Origin of the sequence: Blautia pseudococcoides (assembly GCF_001689125.2) — a bacterium.
In the GTDB taxonomy this organism is placed as follows: Bacteria; Bacillota; Clostridia; order Lachnospirales; family Lachnospiraceae; genus Blautia; species Blautia pseudococcoides.
The window spans coordinates 1,779,071-1,797,985 of record NZ_CP015405.2 but is presented as its reverse complement, the minus strand read 5'-3'; the positions used below and the strand labels follow the sequence as shown (position 1 = coordinate 1,797,985).

At 46.2% G+C, this 18,915-nt stretch carries 21 protein-coding genes and 1 pseudogene; 21 read left to right on the top strand and 1 reads right to left on the bottom strand.

Going from position 1 to position 18,915, the window contains the following annotated elements:
• Positions 1 to 14: 14 nt before the first annotated feature.
• The 15 genes and pseudogenes from A4V09_RS08485 (at position 15) to A4V09_RS08430 (ending at position 11,402) form a co-directional block, all read left to right on the top strand.
• A complete protein-coding gene (locus A4V09_RS08485) occupies positions 15 to 2,795 on the top strand; it encodes an ATP-binding protein (protein WP_065544698.1) in 2,781 nt (926 codons plus the stop codon).
• Positions 2,796 to 2,889: 94 nt separating this feature from the next.
• On the top strand, positions 2,890 to 3,012 hold the full coding sequence (locus A4V09_RS25730) for a hypothetical protein (protein ID WP_274537195.1): 123 nt from the start codon (positions 2,890 to 2,892) through the stop codon (positions 3,010 to 3,012).
• Positions 3,013 to 3,028: 16 nt separating this feature from the next.
• Positions 3,029 to 5,761, top strand: coding sequence for a PAS domain-containing hybrid sensor histidine kinase/response regulator family protein (locus A4V09_RS08480; protein ID WP_065541961.1), 2,733 nt, complete (start codon positions 3,029 to 3,031; stop codon positions 5,759 to 5,761).
• Between the two features lie 220 nt (positions 5,762 to 5,981).
• Entirely contained in the window at positions 5,982 to 6,449 is a 468-nt protein-coding gene (locus A4V09_RS08475) for a response regulator transcription factor (protein WP_084043499.1), read from the top strand.
• Between the two features lie 5 nt (positions 6,450 to 6,454).
• Complete coding sequence (locus A4V09_RS08470; protein ID WP_084043498.1) at positions 6,455 to 7,759, top strand: VirB4-like conjugal transfer ATPase, CD1110 family; 1,305 nt, start codon at positions 6,455 to 6,457, stop codon at positions 7,757 to 7,759.
• Between the two features lie 194 nt (positions 7,760 to 7,953).
• On the top strand, positions 7,954 to 8,088 hold the full coding sequence (locus A4V09_RS25725) for a hypothetical protein (protein ID WP_274537194.1): 135 nt from the start codon (positions 7,954 to 7,956) through the stop codon (positions 8,086 to 8,088).
• Positions 8,085 to 8,462, top strand: a complete 378-nt coding sequence (locus tag A4V09_RS08465; RefSeq protein ID WP_084043497.1) for a hypothetical protein — start codon at positions 8,085 to 8,087, stop codon at positions 8,460 to 8,462. The genes A4V09_RS25725 and A4V09_RS08465 overlap by 4 nt, the downstream gene beginning before the upstream one ends.
• A gap of 91 nt (positions 8,463 to 8,553) precedes the next feature.
• Positions 8,554 to 9,363 carry a DUF6674 family protein gene (locus A4V09_RS08460; protein WP_065541960.1) on the top strand — a complete coding sequence of 270 codons (810 nt, stop codon included), beginning with the start codon at positions 8,554 to 8,556 and terminating at the stop codon, positions 9,361 to 9,363.
• 13 nt (positions 9,364 to 9,376) lie between these two features.
• Positions 9,377 to 9,499: a hypothetical protein gene (locus A4V09_RS25720; protein ID WP_274537193.1), complete on the top strand. Its 123-nt coding sequence runs from the start codon at positions 9,377 to 9,379 to the stop codon at positions 9,497 to 9,499.
• Positions 9,483 to 9,800, top strand: a complete 318-nt coding sequence (locus tag A4V09_RS25715; RefSeq protein WP_065541959.1) for a JAB domain-containing protein — start codon at positions 9,483 to 9,485, stop codon at positions 9,798 to 9,800. The genes A4V09_RS25720 and A4V09_RS25715 overlap by 17 nt, the downstream gene beginning before the upstream one ends.
• 40 nt (positions 9,801 to 9,840) lie before the next feature.
• Entirely contained in the window at positions 9,841 to 9,993 is a 153-nt protein-coding gene (locus A4V09_RS26755) for a JAB domain-containing protein (protein ID WP_157123479.1), read from the top strand.
• A gap of 105 nt (positions 9,994 to 10,098) precedes the next feature.
• On the top strand, positions 10,099 to 10,425 hold the full coding sequence (locus A4V09_RS08450; protein ID WP_065541958.1) for a nucleotidyltransferase domain-containing protein: 327 nt from the start codon (positions 10,099 to 10,101) through the stop codon (positions 10,423 to 10,425).
• A 45-nt stretch (positions 10,426 to 10,470) separates the two neighbouring features.
• A complete protein-coding gene (locus tag A4V09_RS08445; RefSeq protein WP_065541957.1) occupies positions 10,471 to 10,689 on the top strand; it encodes a DUF3791 domain-containing protein in 219 nt (72 codons plus the stop codon).
• Positions 10,686 to 11,170 (top strand): annotated as a pseudogene (locus A4V09_RS24300) (DUF3990 domain-containing protein). Before A4V09_RS08445 ends, A4V09_RS24300 begins: the two are co-directional and overlap by 4 nt.
• Complete coding sequence (locus A4V09_RS08430; RefSeq protein ID WP_065541956.1) at positions 11,163 to 11,402, top strand: hypothetical protein; 240 nt, start codon at positions 11,163 to 11,165, stop codon at positions 11,400 to 11,402. Before A4V09_RS24300 ends, A4V09_RS08430 begins: the two are co-directional and overlap by 8 nt.
• Before the next feature lie 154 nt (positions 11,403 to 11,556).
• Here the strand turns inward: A4V09_RS08430 and A4V09_RS08425 are convergent.
• Positions 11,557 to 12,977, bottom strand: a protein-coding gene (locus tag A4V09_RS08425) for an IS3 family transposase (RefSeq protein ID WP_242964028.1) whose coding sequence is annotated in 2 segments (ribosomal slippage) — positions 11,557 to 12,491 and positions 12,491 to 12,977 — 1,422 coding nt in all. Because the reading frame shifts where the segments join, the coding sequence is not laid out codon by codon here.
• A 92-nt stretch (positions 12,978 to 13,069) separates the two neighbouring features.
• On the opposite strand from A4V09_RS08425, the gene A4V09_RS08420 reads away from it, so the two are divergent.
• The 6 genes from A4V09_RS08420 (at position 13,070) to A4V09_RS08395 (ending at position 18,904) form a co-directional block, all read left to right on the top strand.
• Positions 13,070 to 14,425, top strand: coding sequence for an LPD25 domain-containing protein (locus A4V09_RS08420; RefSeq protein ID WP_065541954.1), 1,356 nt, complete (start codon positions 13,070 to 13,072; stop codon positions 14,423 to 14,425).
• A 108-nt stretch (positions 14,426 to 14,533) separates the two neighbouring features.
• A complete protein-coding gene (locus A4V09_RS08415; protein ID WP_084043494.1) occupies positions 14,534 to 15,379 on the top strand; it encodes a phosphoadenosine phosphosulfate reductase family protein in 846 nt (281 codons plus the stop codon).
• Positions 15,380 to 15,402: 23 nt separating this feature from the next.
• Complete coding sequence (locus tag A4V09_RS08410) at positions 15,403 to 15,942, top strand: hypothetical protein (protein WP_065541952.1); 540 nt, start codon at positions 15,403 to 15,405, stop codon at positions 15,940 to 15,942.
• On the top strand, positions 15,932 to 18,088 hold the full coding sequence (locus A4V09_RS08405; RefSeq protein ID WP_065541951.1) for an NlpC/P60 family protein: 2,157 nt from the start codon (positions 15,932 to 15,934) through the stop codon (positions 18,086 to 18,088). Before A4V09_RS08410 ends, A4V09_RS08405 begins: the two co-directional genes overlap by 11 nt.
• Positions 18,089 to 18,098: 10 nt before the next feature.
• Positions 18,099 to 18,299: a DpnD/PcfM family protein gene (locus A4V09_RS08400; protein WP_065541950.1), complete on the top strand. Its 201-nt coding sequence runs from the start codon at positions 18,099 to 18,101 to the stop codon at positions 18,297 to 18,299.
• A gap of 8 nt (positions 18,300 to 18,307) precedes the next feature.
• Positions 18,308 to 18,904, top strand: coding sequence for a hypothetical protein (locus A4V09_RS08395; RefSeq protein ID WP_065541949.1), 597 nt, complete (start codon positions 18,308 to 18,310; stop codon positions 18,902 to 18,904).
• Positions 18,905 to 18,915: the final 11 nt, after the last annotated feature.

The following is an 18,915-nucleotide window of genomic DNA, read 5'->3' as shown; positions in this document are numbered from 1 at the left end:
CTGGAGGTTTCAAAATGAGCAAACGACTTTTAACGCGATGTATATATTTATTGTCTGCTGTTTTTATCTTGGCAGTCTTTCCGGTTACTGCCGCAGCAGAAGAGCCGGAAGATCCCCGTGTGCTAACCGTAGCATTCCCAGAAAGCCCGGGAATCAACGAGGTGTATGAGGACGGCACCTTTGGCGGATGCGTCTATGATTGGCTGCAGGAGATTGCCAAGTACACCGGCTGGGAGTATGAAATTGTCACAGGTGACGGCAACGAGCTGATCCATGATATGATGGCAGGCCAATACGACCTGATGGGCGGAATGTTTAAGAATCCGCAGATTGAGGAATATTTTAATTATCCGAAATATATCATGGGCTCCAATTACTCCTTGCTTATATACCGCAGGGACGATCAAAGCATCAAGCAGTACGACTATACCACCATGAACGGCAAGCGCATCGGCGTACTGCGCAAGGCCACCGCAAAAATAGAACGGCTCGAGAAATTCCTAGATTTCAACAATATTCAATGTGAACTTGTGTATTATGACGACAGCAAGGAGTATGAAAACTGCCTTGAGACGGATAAGGTCGATTTGCTGCTGGGAAATGACATATACATGAAAGACCATTACAATGTAGCCGCCAAATTCAGCGGGGAGCCATACTACATCATCACTCCCAAAGCGGACCCGGAACTGTGTGAAGAATTATCCTGGGCGATGGAGCAGGTATATGCCGCCAATCCTGCTTTTGCGGAGCAGCTGTACGATAAGTATTTTCCAGACAAATATATTAATTCCATCACATTTACCGACCAGGAGCTATCCTACATTAAAGAAAGAGGGACCTTGAAGGTTGCGGTTCTTCGGGACCGATACCCGCTGTTTTATATGCAGGAAGATGGAACAAAAGGCATGGTACCCCAATGTTTGGCTCTTGTTGCGGAGCGGACAGGCATTTCCTTTGAATATGTACTTGCCGACACCTATCAGGAAATGTTGGATATGGCTCTTGCGGGCGAAGCCGACCTTGTCGGCAGCTTTATGGATAACGACGCTTCCGCCAAATCCCTGGGACTTATTCGTGTCTCTGAATATGCGAGACTCGATTCCGTTATCCTTCGTGACAAACGAAGATCCAGCACAGGGCCACAGGTTATGGCAGTGCCCAAAGGACGTACGGTTAAGCCGCTTTCAGACGAGGATACCGCTATATATTACAGTGGGTATCAGGAATGTATTAACGCAATCAACAGCAATGATGACGTGGACTATACCATTATGCCGGCCGCCTTTGTTGACGACTACTATTCAAAAGACTATTACGCCAATATCCTATTGATAGCGGACACTGGTGCGCAGGTAAAATTCAGTCTGGCTTTACCGCAGCGGACGGACGCGGTCCTCTATTCCATCCTCAGTAAGGCTGTCAATAATATTTCTGCCGATGAGACTGTGGAACTAATTGCAAACAATACTATGATACCAAGGAACAACGCCATCACCCTGAAAAGCCTGATCTATACAAATCCTGTCATGTTCCTGACCATCTGTATCGGCTTTATCCTGCTGATCTTTATGATTATCTTCTTGATCAGCCGCTATAAAATGCGGACAAAAATGATCCGGCTGGAGCTGAATAAAGCGGTGGAGACCAGCAAAACCAAATCCGAGTTTTTGTCCCGGATGAGCCATGAGATCCGGACGCCCATGAATGCTATCATCGGGCTGACAAACCTGATCAGGATGTCCGGCGGAACCACGCCGGAGGTGGATCAAAACTTAGGGAAAATTCATTCTTCCGCGAACTTTCTGCTTTCCTTACTTAACGATGTGCTGGATATGTCTAAGATAGACAGTAATAAGATGAAGATTGAAAGGGTGCCGCTTGATCTGGAAAAAATGGTTCTGCAGACTGAAAGCATGCTGGGGGCGCAGGCCAAGGAAAAGGGAATCTCTCTGGAGGTGTCCTGCCTAACGGAGTCTCCCCATGTTAAGGGTGACCGGATGCGGCTGCAGCAGGTGCTTACCAACTTACTGTCGAACGCTTGCAAGTTTACCGACAAGGGTGGATCGGTATGGATGCGCATTGAGGAAAGAGAACGTTCGATTGAATCCGTAACCCTACGGTTCAGCGTAAAAGACAACGGTATTGGCATTCAGCCTGAGGATATGGAGAGAATCTTTTATTCCTTTGAACAGGCAAAGAATAGTAACCTGCGGGCATCCGGTACAGGTCTGGGCCTTGCCATCAGCAGCCATCTGGTATCCTTGATGGGCGGAGAACTGAAGGTGGATAGCAAGCCTGGAATTGGATCGGAATTTTACTTTACCATAAAGCTTCCCGTGTGTACCGAACCGATCGCTGATGAAAATGATGCGGTTGAGATTGAAGAGGAAAAACTGCGGGGGCTTCATGTACTGTTGGCTGAAGATAATGATTTGAACGCGGAAATAGCAGTTTCGCTTATGGAGATAAAAGGGATTACGGTGGACAGAGCCATAGACGGTCAGAAGGCAGTGGAGCTATTTAAAGAAAGTCCTCCGTCAACTTACAACGTTATTTTAATGGATATTAATATGCCGATAAAGAATGGACTTGCGGCCACCATGGAAATCCGGGCGCTGGCAAGACCGGACGCAGCCACTGTTCCAATTTTGGCTATGACGGCCAATACCTTCCAGGAGGATCAGGAAAGTGCGGCAAAAGCCGGCATGACGGGCTTTTTGCCCAAGCCTTTTGATATCGGGCAATTATATCGTCTGCTGTTAGATGCAAAGGACTCTGTTCTGCGTAAATAGTTATGGTAGTATGCCCATCTGGCAAAGGCCATTGAGCCGAAACGGCTGTACCGGATACTATATGACTTTATGTTTGGCAAGGAGGAGTGAGAAGATGGGGAAGTTCAAAATGATTTTTGAGGCCTATGGCGCCGATTACAACCAAACCATAAAACGTATACTGGACAGGAAAATTCAGGCGGCGTTTCGGAAAACAGAAAAGCTTCGGCAGGATTAAAAAAAGGGGGACTGTTATGAATGAAAAGAGCCGGCTCTCTATGGAACATCTGACTGAAGTACTGGATAACGCGCCAGCAGCCATTTATGTTTCAGCGGCGGACGACTGGGAACTGCTTTATATCAACCGGACGGCAAAGGAAATGCTGTTATGGAAAACACCGGGTCAGGGAACAACCTGCTTTCAAGCGGCAGGTCTTAATGAACCATGTCCTTTCTGCAAAGTAGACCAAATGAATGACAAAGAACTTTTGGTACGGGAATTCATGCGTTCCACGGATGGCCGTATTTACCAGCTCAGCGGAAAGCTGATTAATTGGAACGGACGGTCCGCGCACATCGAATACATTCTGGATATTACGGAAAAGAAACGGGAAGAGGAGCGGCTGGAGCAATACTTCCAAACCATTATTGAAAATTTGCCCAGCGGTATTGCCGTGATCCGGTACGAAAAAGACGGGGCTATGACAAAGGAATACATATCCGAAGGTTTTGCCGCTATGACCGGAAGGAATCCCAATGAGGCATGGAAGCTGTGCCGGCAGGATGCAACAGCAAGTGTCTACCACGAGGACAAGGAGTGGCTTAAGGCGGAACTTTCGTCGCATATGGCAAGCGGCACAGAACACTTTGAGTCGATCTACCGGCTGAAAAATGAAGCAGGCGGCTACATTTGGGCCAAGACTAAATTTTCCATCATCCAAAATAACGAGGGAACAGGCAGGGTATATGCCGTCTACCATGATATTACGGAAGAGAAGGAGCGGAATCAGCTCAGACGTCAATATGACGACTTAATTGTCCAGCACTCCCGTCTTGCGGGGCCTGATGTTCTGATCGTCGGCCGCTGTAATATCACCCGGAACCGGATTCTGGAAATCGACGACCATACCCATTCCGGCCTTTTAGAACACTTTGGGACGGTGCGGGAAGCGTTTTTCACCGGGCTTTCAAGCTTGATCGTGGACAAAGAGGAGCGGCAGGCGTTCCGAGATATATATTTGAACGCACCAGCGGTCGCGGCTTTTGCACGGGGGGAAACCGAGCTGAACCTGAAATGCTTTGTTAAGCTGCCGGCAGACGAGAAGGGCCGGTATGTGCACATTAAGGTGATTCTGGTGGAGGCGCCTGACAGCGGCGATATCACCGGAATCCTAACAGTGACAGACATTACGGAGCAGGTCATATCAGACCGGATTCTGCACCAGATTTCCGTCGCCAGCTACGACTATGTCGCAGACTTGGATCTCGAGCAGGACGTCTACAGGATTTTGACCTGCAACGAGGAGTCAAGTTTTACACCGCCGCACCGGGGCAGCCATACGGAGCTGGTTTCCACCATGCTGCAGACCGCAATTATGTCCAAGGATAAGGAGCGGTTTGCAATGGCTATGGTATCGGCTGAAATCCTCCGGCGGCTGGAACAGGAGGGAACGTATACGGTTTCCTACTCTCTGATGGGAGAACATGGTGAGATTCGCACCAAAAACCTCACCATGTCTGCCGTGAACCTGCAGCTTTCGCGGGTTTGTCTGGTCTGCAGCGATATCACCGATTCAGTGAGGACGCTGGAAAATGCATTGGCGCTGGCAGAAGAGGCCAGTGTGGCAAAAAGCGATTTTCTGTCTGCCATGAGCCATGATATCCGCACGCCTATGAATGCCATTATGGGAATGACGACGCTGGCCGTCGCCCGGTTGGACGACAGGGATAAGGTGGCGGACTGCCTGCAGAAGATTTCCGTTTCCAGCAAACACCTGTTAAGCCTGATAAACGATGTTCTGGACATGAGTAAGATCGAGCGCGCCAATATTACGCTGAACCATATGCGGGTATATTTGCCGGAGATAGTGGAACAGCTTGCCGCTATTATCGAACCTCAGGCGAAAGCGGCAGGTCTTACGATGGAGATTCAGGCGGAGGGAGTTACACATCCGGCCTTTTATGGGGATTCACTGCGGATCAACCAGATTCTCATCAATATTCTGAGCAATGCCGTAAAATTCACCCCGGAGGGCGGGAAAGTGGAATTTTGGGTGGAAGAAATTCCAACGGTAAAGGCTTCGGAGCATGTCCGTTACCGGTTTACGATTCGCGACACCGGAATTGGGATGCCGGAGGAATTCATCAACAATATATTTGCTCCCTTTGCCCGGAGCCGTGCGGCGGCGCGGATCGAAGGTACAGGCCTGGGCCTGAGTATTACAAAAGGCCTTGTGGATCTGATGAACGGAAAGATCACTGTGGAGAGCCGCTTAAATCATGGCTCCGTCTTCCAGGTGGAGCTTGAAGGCGAAGTTGCGGAAGCTGCAAGCGAACCTGTTTTGGCGGGTGATTTTTCGGGCGAGGCCGATGAGAACGTCTTTTCCGGACGGCTCTTTCTGGTGGCGGAAGATAACACCATTAATTCGGAAATTCTCTGTGAACTTCTCAGTATGTATGGCGCAGAGTCTGTACCGAGAACGGACGGCCTCCAGGCGGTACGCACCTTTCAGGAAGACGCGCCGGGAACCTATGACGCTATCCTGATGGATATCCAGATGCCCGATATGGACGGATATGACGCAACCCGCGCCATCCGTGCTTTAGACCGGCCAGATGCCAAGACCATCCCTATCATCGCCATGACCGCCAACGCCTTTGCCGAGGATATTCAAAAATCCCTGGACATCGGGATGTCGGCCCATGTGGCGAAGCCGATTGACCTGGATATTCTGCGGGCGGTGCTGCGTAAAGTTTTTGAGAGGTAAAGGGGCAGATGTGACACTGACGTTTGGCGAGATCGAACTTGATACGACGGGAAAGCAGATTTTTCTGAGCGGTGAAATTCTTTCCGGGTTCATATGTCGTCGCTGCTAAATCACTGCCAGCATCGGTGTGGCATTGACACATCGGTGGCATTTGGATGACAGAAAAATAAACGCACCGGCCGGGCGGCCGGAGGTGAAGTAAGGCAGGGAATAGAGCTGTCTGCAGTGTGAATCTGTCTCTGACGGAAAGGCAGCACTTGAACAGGAAAAGGTAGATTTGATTTTGCTGGATATTAATCTGCCGGACGGAAACGGGATGGACTGGCTGGCGGAGATTCGGCAGCGCAGTGCCTTGCCGGTGATCCTGATCTCGGCTAATAATATGGAGATGGATATTGTAACAGGCCTGCAGCTGGGGGCAAACGACTATATCACAAAACCTTTCAGTCTGATGGTCCTTCGGGCAAGGATTGAAGTTCAGTTCAGGGAAACGGAGGCTGAAAGTCCGGAAATCTTCCAGACAGATTATTATTATTTTGATTTTCGGAAAATGGATTTCCGGGTGGATGAAAGCCCGGTAGAACTGAGCCGGACCGAACAGAGACTTCTGCGGAAACTGGTGGAAAACCCCGGGGCGGTTTTAACAAGGGAAATTCTGACAGATGAAATAGCATTACGGAGACTTTGAGGAACATGGGAAATGGGCGGATGTGCCAGATCGAACCGCATTATTACCAACAGTTGGAAGCGCTGAATACCGTGCTTCCGGTAGGCGGGCGGCAGGTGTCCACACTCCGTACCATGCTGACCAGGGACATCGCCGCACTTCTGCCTTTTAATGTGCAGGAATTGAATGAGAAAGGCGGTGTCTGCTACGGAATCAACCAGGTGTCCCATAATCTGTGTCTTGCCAACCGGAAGAATCTGGCGAATGGTAACGGGATGGTATTCGGCATACCGGGCAGCGGAAAATCGTATTTCAGTAAATCCGAGATGATGCAGGTGTTTTTAGGGACGGAGGACGATATTATTGTAATCGACCCTACCCTGGAATACTTTGATATTGCACAGGCGCTTGGAACTCAGGCAGCGATCATTAACCTGTCTACTTATACAAAGAACTATATCAACCCTCTTGAGATGGATGTGTGGACCCTTGACCTGAACGATTCCCAGGGATATATCCGTGATAAGGGAGAGTTTATGCTGGGATTGTGTGAGCAGTGCTATGGGGATAACCTGAACAGCCGGCATAAATCTATCATTGACCGATGTGTACGGAAGCTGTATATCGACATTGCAAAAAGCAGGGAGAAGCATATCCCGACAATGGGGGAATTCTATGAGCTTTTGCTGGAGCAGCTGGAACCGGAGGCAAAGGATATCGCATTAGCATTGGAGTTGTTTGTAAGTGGCTCTTTGAATATTTTCAATAACCATACCAATGTAAATGTGCAGGCGCGGTTTGTTGTTTACGGGACCAGGGACTTGGGAAAGGAACTGGGGGCAATCTCTACGCTTGTCATGTTGGAGAACATCAGTGCAAGAATTGCGGAAAATGCAAAGATCGGACGTGCCACATGGCTGTATATTGACGAGTTCCATACGGTTCTTGATAAGGAATACAGCGCAAAATATCTCTACACTTTGTGGAAAAAGGTGCGAAAGCTGGGCGGCTTATGTACCGGGATCACACAGAACATAGTTGATATGCTGCAGAATTATACGGCAGTCACAATGCTTGGAAACTCAGAGTTTATCGCCCTTTTGAAACAGGCAAATGTAGACAGCCAGGAGCTTTCCCGTGTGGCCGGGATACCGGAAGCGCAGCTTCGGTTTGTAAATAATTCCCCGTCCGGTACGGGAATCATCAAGCATGGCAATGTCTGCATCCCATTTGACAACCGGATGAGCAAGGAAGAAAACCCGATCTATGCGCTGTTTAATACGAACCTGCATGAAAAAGCCAGAAAAGAAGAAGGGCTTGATGTAGATTAGTATGTGTGAGGAATGAAAATTCAGTGACAAATTTTCATATTCCTTGTTGATATGTCTGTAAGTTCTGAGTACAATAAAGAAAAGGAGCAGGAGGTGCCGATGATGCCGAACAGGAGGAATATTTTACAGAGGTTGGTTCCGATTTCGCGGTTTAACAGGGGAAAAGCAGCGAAAATCTTTGACTGGTTCCGTACTTGCTGCTTCTTGAGGCCAACAGCAGGATTGAGGCAAACAGCCAACAAGCAGTGATTCCGTGGAATATAGTCCTTGATGAATTGGGAATTACCGAGGAAGAGCTTGAAGAAGCGGAGGATGTTGAAATCGAATGACTTGGAATGTGGAATTTTTGGAAGAGGCAGAAAAGGTAGTATCGGCAGTTGGATATGGAATGTCCAGAAAGAACCATAAGCGTGTGAATGGAAGGCTTCTTCAGATGGATAAGCAGTTTTCTGATTTAAAGGAACGACAGAAAAGCAGGATAGCAGAATGGCTTTACATGGCATACAGGGAAGCGTGCCTGCGGACAGGAAGGGAACCGGACAAAGAGGCAGATAGGGAAATTCTGAATTCTGTGATGGCAAAGATTGAAGATGCAGAAATATGGATTCCTTATGGGGAGATCGTGTCATATTACAGGCGGAGGAAAAAGCACATGAAAAAACGCCTGGATAAAGAAAAAATACGGGAAGATACTATAGAGTAAAAAGGGTGCCAGCAGCGGTGTTTGGCATCTTTTTATTTCATTGAAATTTGTAACTGCAGGTGCCGCCAGTGGATGAAACTGGCGGCTGTTTATGTATATGGGAGTGGTAAAGCTGGAGTCAAATTTGTTTGTGCCATTGGGAGAACAGGAACACTTAAAGGAATTTTTTGATACGATGCGGGAAAACAGCAGAGAAGGGACTGCGGAGGATGTGGAGCAACTGATTGCCTGTGTAGAAGAGCTGCAGGAAGATTTATCTGATGCAATGGAAGAAATACAATTTCTTAAACAGCAGATAAAGGATATGCAGGATGCAACCATGAAGGCAAAACTTCAAAAAGTACAGGAAGAGATGATGGATTCCGTGAAAATGGCATGTCAGCGGCTTGACAGAGTGAAAAAGGATATTGCCGGGCAGGTCAGGAATGCAGCGGCAGTATGTAAAAAGAAAGGCATCCAGGCGCTTGACAATATCCTGGATGCGGCACATATTTACGATGGGTTAAGTAGTGTGGAGCAGCATTTGAATAACGCTGTGACAGTTATGGAGCGGAAGATTGAAAAGGTTGACCGGATGGCGGACGAGCTGCACGAAATGAAAGGGCATATGAAAAATATAGGGAATGTGGCAGCGGGCAGGCCTGTTGCTATTCCTGCCGAGAGAGACCGTTCCAAAGGGATTTTGGCAAAGATTGAAAACAGCATGAGATACTGTAAAAAACTGATCGCAGGCATGGGGCAGAAACTTCTTGTGGCAAAAGCCCACGTGGTGCATTTACAAAAGGAAGCTGAGCGGAAGGGAGAAGAGAAGATTGCTTCGGTACAGGAAATCCTGAAGGAAATGCGTGAATCCTCCAATATGGCATTGACAGCACAAAACCGTGCATTAGAGTCGAGATAATAAGGGGGAACGGATGGAAGAACAGAAAGAAATTGCAATGACACTGAATCAGTTATTCTTATTAATGGAATTCCTGCCGGACGGAGTAAGCCTGGAGATTTCGTTGGAAAAGGAAAAGGATGAAGAACGCACATGAATTGGAGGTTGTCAGCATCCGTTTGGTGGATGAGCCGCCGCTTCTTAGCGAAAAACTAATAAAAACTTCGCGGGATGTGATAGAGGTAATGGGAGAACATTTGCAAAAGTATGACCGGGAGTTATTTTGCATTCTAAATCTGAGGACGAAAGGACAGGTAATCAATATGAATATTGTAAGCATGGGAACACTGAATCTCTCTCTGGTTCATCCACGTGAAGTATTTAAGTCGGCGATCCTGTCAAACGCTGCCGGTATTATACTTCTGCACAATCATCCTTCCGGTGCCAAGCGATTGTGACATTAAAGTCACAAAACAATTAGTTGAATGAGGCAATCTGATGCGCATACCGGTAGAAGACCATGTAATCGTAGGGGATGGCAGTTATTACAGTTTCCGGGAAAACGGTCTGGTGCTTCCTTCGACAGAATCTATTGGGATAGTGTCAGAGCAGGGAATTAATTATCGGGCAGATAGAACTGGACGGAGGTAAATCGCAAAAAACACGCAAAAAAGGTTACATTGACTGGATTGCTGTTTATGGGTATAATAAAGAAAAAGTATTTTTAAATAGGGTAGACATAGAAGAGGTAAATTTATGGATAGGATCATTTTGGATGAACTGGTAAATGGAATCCTCGTAATTATGAAGCCTTTAGTCGTACAGATTGTACTTTATGGTTCTGTAGCAAGGAAAACAAATACAGATGAGTCGGATGTGGATGTTGCGCTTTTAATCAAGGATACTTTAAATAAGGAAACGGAAGATATGCTTTCTGAATTCATTGTTGATATGAATTTGAAATATGATAAAGTATTTTCTGTAATTGATATTGATTATGGTAATTTCCTAAAATGGAAAGACGTAATGCCTTACTATCAGAATTTGGTAAACGAGGGGATTGTCTTATGGAGCAACGCATAAACCGGGTAAATCCTATGAATTCTTACAGGAAAGGAGAATGAATAAATGAGCAGACAGGAAGAAAGAGAAGCGAACCTTATTGTAGTCGCAGCAGTTGAAGAATATGGGTTACGTCATCATATGTCTGTTAAAGAGGTTTTGTCTCTTTTTGAGCGGTATGATATTGCTGATTTGCTCCGTTCTCAACACGAGGTGCTGCATATGATGGATTTGGGAGAAGGGGCAAATTTTGCTGAATCGGTTTTACAGGGGGCGGCATTATGATAAAATTGACTGTTTATCATGGTACGGACTGTATTTTCCAGGATATTGACCTTCATAAATCTATAGGCGGGCGTGATTTTGGGTGCGGCTTTTATACAACACGATTGCGGCGCAGGCTGAGAGCTGGGCGAGAAGCAAAAAGATACGGAACAAAAGTAAATCTGCATATGTCTATGTGTATGAGGTAGAAATACCAGATGATTTGTCAGTGCATAAGTATGAGGGACTGACGACAGAGTGGCTGGAGATGGTAAGAGACAATCGGAAGAATGGAGGCATTCAGCATGATTATGATATTATGATCGGACCGGTTGCAAATGACGATACAATGGTAACAGTAAACCGGTTTGTGCAGGGAATATATACAGCGGAAGAGGCTATCAGCCGGCTGCGCTTTTCAAAAGCAAATGACCAGGTAACGTTTCATACGGAACAGGCAGTGAGCTGTTTAAAACTGATAAGGAGGTATCAGGTTGGGTAGTAAGTATACTTATCATGGAATTGACATTACGTTGGATGTTTACGAAAAGATCTGTTCTGTTGTTGAACTGATGGCCGAAAAAGAAAATAAGACCTTTGATGAGTGCTATTTTTTGTTTTCTTCGTCCGAGGTATATGAGCTTTTGCAGAATGAGGAATCCCTTATGTGGTCGGAGAGTGCGGAGTATCTTTTGGATGAATACTATAGAAGACAAGAACCCATTCTTGCATAATGTACGATCAGAAACCATTTTAAAAAGTAATTTAATATTGGATAGATAGGAAACTTAACAGAGTTCCCTAAAAACAAAGCATTACCGCTGTGTATGAGGTGACCCCTAAAAGTTAGACTTTATTAGCGAGACAGTTTCGGCTGCCTCGCTATTTTTATGCAGCCAAGAGGCTGAGCCTGTATTGTACAGGACTCATCCATCCTAGTTTTTCTTTAATCCTCTGCTCATTGTAATACTTGATGAATCTTTCTATTCCTGATTTTAACTCTTCGAAACTGTAATAAACAGCACCATAGTATATCTCCTGCTTTAGCAGACCAAAGAAGTTTTCCATAACAGAATTGTCATAGCAGTTGCCTTTTCGCGACATGCTTTGGTAAATACGCTCCTCTTTAAGACGATGCAAGTATACCCCCATTTGGTATGCCCATCCCCGATCTGAATGAAAAGTCCTGCGATAAGGACAATCAGAAGTTATTTCAATCGCTTTATTTAACGCATTCATCACATTTGCAGCAGTTGGTCGTTTAGCAATTCCGTAACTTATAATTTCTCCATTACACATGTCCATGAACGGATCCAGATACAGCTTGTGCATCGTCATGTGCCCTTTCGCGTCCACTTCATAGTATTTGAACTCTGTGGTGTCTGTCGTTATTTTTTGATGTGGTATATGTGTGTGAAATCTTCTTCGAATTCTATTAGGCGCAACAGTCCCTACATTCCCTTTATAAGAACTATATTTACGGCTTTTTCTAGTATACGATAGGACTTGAAGATTTAGCTTCTGCATAATGCGTTGAACCTTCTTCTTGTTTATCAGCATTCCTTGATTTCGAAGTTCTCCATACATACGTCGATAACCATAATCCTTGTTATTCTCATGGATTTCCATGATTTTATTTTCAATTTCTTTATCCGGATTTACTCTATCAAATCTTTTTTGCCAATACATATAGGTTGCTTTTGGCATACCGGAATACGAGAGCAGAACTTTTAATCGGAATTCTCCTCGGAGGCTGTGGATGACTCTTGCAATTCTCTCGTTTTTGCCTCGTCCTCTAAACGCAGCCTCCTCAGTTCTTTTAAAAATGCGTTCTCTATTTTTAGCTTGAGAAGTTCATCTTCAAGTTCTTTTACGTGTTCTGTACTTGTATCGACGGATACAGGATTGTCAGGAAGTACTTTGTTTTTATCAGTTGATGTCTCCAATGTCTTCTTACGACCTTTCTTACGTGGTCTTAACGCATCAGGTCCGGCAACACGATACTCATTCACCCATTTGCAAACAATCGCATTATTATTGATGCCGGAAGACAGAGCAACTTCCTGATACGACAACTCACTTGATAAATACAACTCTACCACATGAAGTTTAAACTCGAAAGAGTAATTCTCATTTTTACGGGATTTCAACAATCCTTCGTCACCGAATTGCTCATAATAATGAACCCAATTTAAAACTTGATGTCTGTTTTTAATACCATACTTTTCAGCAAGTAATGTGTAGCCACCTTCTCCACATAAGTAAGCATCAACGACTTGCTTCTTGAACTCATAGCTATATTTAGCCATAAAAATACCGACCTCCAATCATTAGATTATAGGTCTAACTTTTGGGGGTCGGTACACTTTTTTTGTTGTAAAAAATGAAAGGAGGCAGATGTGTGGAAACTGCTAAGATGGGCGAGAATGCCGCCAACGGTGTTCAGGTCACTTATTTTGTAGCGGAATGTATGGAGTTTTTGCGGTATGGGGAGTACATGGAGGATATTCCGACCATAAAAGAAGCATTGGAATATTACGATAAGATTCCCTCGGACCGGTTGAATGCCGGAAAAGGGATCGGTATTCATATACACGATCCAAACGAGAGGGAATATACGTCGGAATACCAGCTCCTTACGTGGCAGACGCTGGATGTTGATTCTTTGCAAATGATGTATGGAATCGAAAAATATCCTCAGGTTATGGAAGCTGCAAGGGAACTGGCTGCTTTAGGAACGGATATTACGGTAGTGGACACGAAGGGGCTGCTGAAAAAGGCGGAGATTGTGGTGGACGCTGCGGAGCTGGCAAAGAAGATCAATGACCTGCAGCGGAAACTGGATATGGATTCTTACGATCACTTTTACCCGGATGCCGCTGTTCAGGAGAAGAAAATTACCATGCAGATACTCACGGAACATGGGAAAAAGGAGTACCTGGACTGGCTGAATACTGGCAATTTAGAACAATTCCCGGAAGTGGGGGCAGAAGTTAGGGAGATTCGCGGTCTGCTTGAAAACGCAGATATCCAGTGGCCGGCAGCATTATCCCCGTTTATTTATATCCGTTTCAGTGAATCAGCAGGCATGGAAGAGAGGGATGATATACCGATAGAGGAGGCAGACCCGTTGTTTGGTAAATTAGATCAGGAGCGTGTAGAGAATAACAGGAAAAAAGGGGAAGGTGGCTATGATAAGACCGCGTTTATCATCTATTATCAGATGGAAGGAGAACGTTCTACTTATGAAGGAAGGCAGGATTTTGGGGATGGGGAGGGAAGCCTTCTGAACCATATCGAGACATTCTCAAAATACTATCTGGAAACGGAGGAGGGAGAGCAGATGTTGGAAGCAATGAAGGGGGAAGCTGCCAGGTCCCTAAAAGAAGCCTGTGAATATACGCGTGATGAATTGCTTCCGTTTTTAAAATATTACTGCAATCTCTATGCCATAGAGGAAGCCTTAAAAGAAGAGCAGAATATCAGTGAAAAAATTCCCATAGCGACAGATAGACAGGAAGTAAGGTGCGGATACCAGAGGGATTTAGCTGCATTCATAGAAGAAAGCCGGCGGGCGTTGTCTCAGGGCGGCACACTTCCGAAGATGCCGGATATTAAAGATTATGAAGAGACAAAAGAGAAAAAAACATACCGGGAGCAGGTTATGCAGGAGATTGAGGCAGAAGCGAAAAAGTATGGCATGACCGTAGAGGAATATGCGAAGAATGGATATGAACCAAGTGTGAAAAAAAGATAACCAAATGGAGAAAGGAGGCGGAGTTCCGGCCGGGTAAAAGATATCTTCACTCCTTTTCGATTGGATTTAGAGAGAACAGCGATCAAACGGATTCAGGCTGCCAGCGAAATGGCGCTGAACCATTATGGAAAACCGCTGCTGGTTACAGACAGCGGGGGAAAAGATAGTGCGGTATGCCGGGAGCTTGTCAGACGTTCCGGCGTTCCCTATGAGATCATACACAATTTAACTACAGCAGACGCTCCCCAGACGATTTTGTATATCCGGGAGCGTTTTCGCGTTGCAGAGGCAGCAGGCATTCCATGTGAAATTCAATATCCTTATTATAAGGGGAAACGAGTTACCATGTGGAGCCTGATCCCACAAAAGAAAATCCCGCCTACCCGCCTTGCGCGGTACTGCTGTGAGGTACTAAAGGAAGGGAGCGGAGTCGGGCGGTTTATTACTACAGGTGTTCGATGGGCCGAGAGCCGGAAGAGGAAAGCTGGCAGAGGCATTTATGAAGCCTTTGACAGAGACCAGACAAAAAAGCTGATTTTGAACAACGATAATGATAACAGGAGACAGTTATTTGAATCCTGCCGGGTTCGGAGCAAACATATCTGTAATCCGATTGTGGACTGGAGTGACCGGGACGTATGGGATTACATCCAGTCTGAGAAAATTCCAATCAATCCCCTTTATGAAATGGGATTTTACAGAGTCGGATGTATCGGCTGCCCGATGGCAGGCAAACACCGGTACCGGGAATTTGCCCTTTTTCCGACCTATGAACGTGCATACAAAAGGGCGTTTGAAAAGATGCTCCTTGTACAGAAACTGGAGGGAAAAGATGATTCAACCGGGGGATGGGTTGACGCAGAAAGCGTATTCCGGTGGTGGATGGAGGATGATACCATTCCGGGACAGTATAAATTACAGTTCAATGAAGAGACCAATGAAGTGTATTACTGACGGTTTTTCAGTGTAGTAGGGAGGTGAGAAGCATCAGGGGAAAATACAGGATTTCCTATGGACTGCAATACGATGCATGGGAACTGGCGGTACAGCTTCCGGAACCGGAGATGTATGAATCGGAAGAGGAATCCAGGAGAAAAAGTGAAGAACAGACGGTATCTGCATTGCTGACTGCGGATGCCATTTTTTTGTTTTACGGGAAAATGGTCCAGAAACTCCTGCCGGAGCAGAGGGAATTTTATCAGTTTTCTTTTTTAAAGGAAAAAGCCTATGACCGGCTTGGGCCACCCCTGTCACCGGAGGATATCGACAAGCTGATCGAAAAAGATATGCTGGAGGAGGTTATATTCAGCAGCCAGTATATACTGACAGAGGACGATTATGTGGAATTTCTGGGGGATTTGTCAGATGCTTACCGGGAAATAGGAAAAACGAAGAAACCGGGCTATTGTCTGCCGGAGAAATTGGCAAAAAGGGAAGGAAGAGAGATCTGCGGATATCTGTTCGGAAGCCTCTGGTACAAGGTGGAGCTTGTGAAGGAGGCGGGCTATGGATATTAAGATCGTAAAAGAGAAAACCCCGGAAGTAAAAATTAAGAAGGAAGCGGAGGTATCCATACATAAGAAAAATCTCATATCTGCCAGAGCGGAAGACCGGACGTCCTTTCATGTAAAAGACAGTTCGGACTTCTTTGGAAATAAGAAACCGGAAGGAAAAAATCTGGGAGAAAAAAATCCTCTGGCAGAATCCCAGGCTGGAAATAAAGCCCGGGACGCGGGAGCGCAAAAGAGAACCGGAAGGGACGGAAAGAGCAGCCTGCCGGCATATCAAAAGAATGCTGCAGCAGCCACGAAGAAAACGGATGCCAGGAATCCGGCGAACCACAACATACCTTTGTCGGGCAGGGAGAAATCCCCGCCTGCAGGGGCGAAGGCTGTCCCGGTAAGCTCTGAAACCATGCAGAAGGCAGGTGCTCTGACAAATGGGGAAGCAAAAGAGAACTTCAAAAGAAGGAAAAAGGTAAAGTCCCTTTCAGAGACCCCGAAAATACATCCCGGAAAAAATGAAATAGCGATAAAGGGTGTAAAACAGGGAGGCAAAGCAATCCTTACCCAGTTGGAGGGCGGGGAGGAAGCTAATGAAGCACTTTCGGTTATGACAGCGGCCAACCGTCCGTTTAGCAGCATAGGAGAAAAAAGAAAATATGCGCAAGCAGAAGAGAAATTGAAAATAAAGCAGGCGGACCAGAAGATTTCCAACAAACAGCTTCGGAAGGAACTGCAAAAGAAGAAAAAGGGCATTGTAGAGAAGCAGAATAAACAGGCAGTACGCCAGCGGAAGATACAGTACATCATTAATAAGCTGACCGGTTCCGGAGAACAGGACAGCCTCCTTCAGACGGCAAAAGATATTGTCCGGATGAAGGCGTCTTTTGTCATGGTTCAGGTTGTGAAATTTATCGGGGCGCTGCTCGCTCCCCTGTTCGGGATTCTGTTTATGGCAGCATTCCCGGTAGTGTTGATCGTTATGCTTCTTTACTGTTCCCCTTTAGGGGCGTTTATGGAAAATCCGTCCGATGAAACACCGTCCATACAGGAGGTATTGGGCGGATATTATATGGAATTTAACCAGAGCGTTTCGGCAAATGCCGGGGAAAATGGGGCGATCTCTTATCTGCATGAGAAGGATGGGAATTATGTGAGCAACTATATGGATACCTTAATGGTCTATATGGTGCAGTATGGTACCGGGGATTTGGGGATTGTGATGGACGAGGAACATAAGCGCCTGCTGAAAGAAATCTTTGACGAGATGAACAGCTTTGAAGATACTACGGTAACAACTACGATCCAGGCGGGACAGTCTTTGGGGAATGTAGTCACAAGCGCCTACTGCTCCTGTCCGATCTGCTGCGGTGTCTGGTCCGGCGGTCCTACGGCTTCCGGCGTCATGCCGACAGCAAACCATACTCTTGCGGTGGATGCATCCAATCCCTTTGTGCCGATGGGGACGAAGATCATTATGAATGGGACAGAATATGTAGTAGAAGACACTGGAAACTTTGACCAGTATGGTGTGCAGTTTGATATTTACTTTGATGACCACGGGACAGCTACCAACTGGGGACACCAGACAATGGAGGCGTTTCTGGCTGACGGGGATGAAAATACCATATCCATTACAAGAAGAGGCAGTTATGTGAAAAACATGGATTACGAGGACTACATCGCACTTGGAAAATTAACGGAGGAGCAGGAAGAGCTCCTGCGTGAAGCAATGAGTGAGGAATTCCGCAGTGAGATCCCGTCCTTTGGAGTGGGAAGTGATGTTGCGAATCTTGCCCTTACCAAAGTCGGCTGCCAGTACAGCCAGGAAAGGAGATATGAGGAAGGATTCTATGACTGCAGTTCCCTGGTACAGAGATGCTATGCGGAATTTGGTATTACGCTTCCAGCTACTGCATCTACCCAGGGAAAATATATTGTGGATCATGGACTGGAAGTAACGGAGTATATGCTGGAGCCGGGAGACCTTATTTTCTATTCTTATGAGAATAATGGGGAGTTCCTCAATATCTCCCATGTGGCGATCTATATCGGAAACGGCAGGATGGTCCATGCAGCAAATACGGCAAGGGGTGTAGTAAACGACCCGTTTATTCCAACAAATGTTGGTTTATATGGAAGGCCCAGTTTAGGGCAGTAAAGGAGGCATTATGGAAGAAAAAGAGTATGAGGTTACAATACGGGAAATCCTGCAGCGCAAGGTAAGGCAGCGGGCGGCCAGTGAAGAAGAAGCACAGGATATGGTAGAAGCAAGATACCGAGCGGGGGAGATCGTTCTTGAAGCGGATGATTTTTTTGACCATGAGTTTAAGTGCCGGGAAGTTCCGCACACGCGGGAACAGAACAGGTAGGAAAAAACATGGGAAGAAAAGGAAATACGGCAGATTACGCAGAAGAGTTAAAAAAAGATTACGAATGCTGGTTTACGAGGTGGAAGGAAGGCTGGAGTGACCCCGGCTATCCGGATGGGACGGGCATTAACGGGGCAAGAGGACGGATCGTGTATGATAAAAAGGAACTGGAAAAGGCAGGCGGGGAAATGCCGGAAGAGTATTTCCGGCCCCTTCCCCCGGAAGTTCCGGAAAACTATATGGCGCGGCCAAAAGCCCTGTGGTATGGAGGAATCCAGAGATACCGGCAGTATCTGGCGGATGAAAATTATCAGTATCTGTGTCAGGTTAGGGATTCCCTCTCACGGGAGACCATCAAACACAGCAGTATAGATAATGTGATTGGTTACGCAAAGGGGCTTAAATACGCATTGGAACATAAGGATTTTCTCACACTGCGCCGGCACTTTAAATATCCCGAAATGTATATGGAGAGCTTCCGGGACTGCCGTGTGCGGATTGGAGAAATGCTCTTAAAGGAAGAGAAACAGAAACACATTCCAGTGGAAGAAAAGGGCGGGCAGATAAGCCTGTTTGAGATGGGAATGCCGCACATGCACAGATAGAGAGGAGGGGA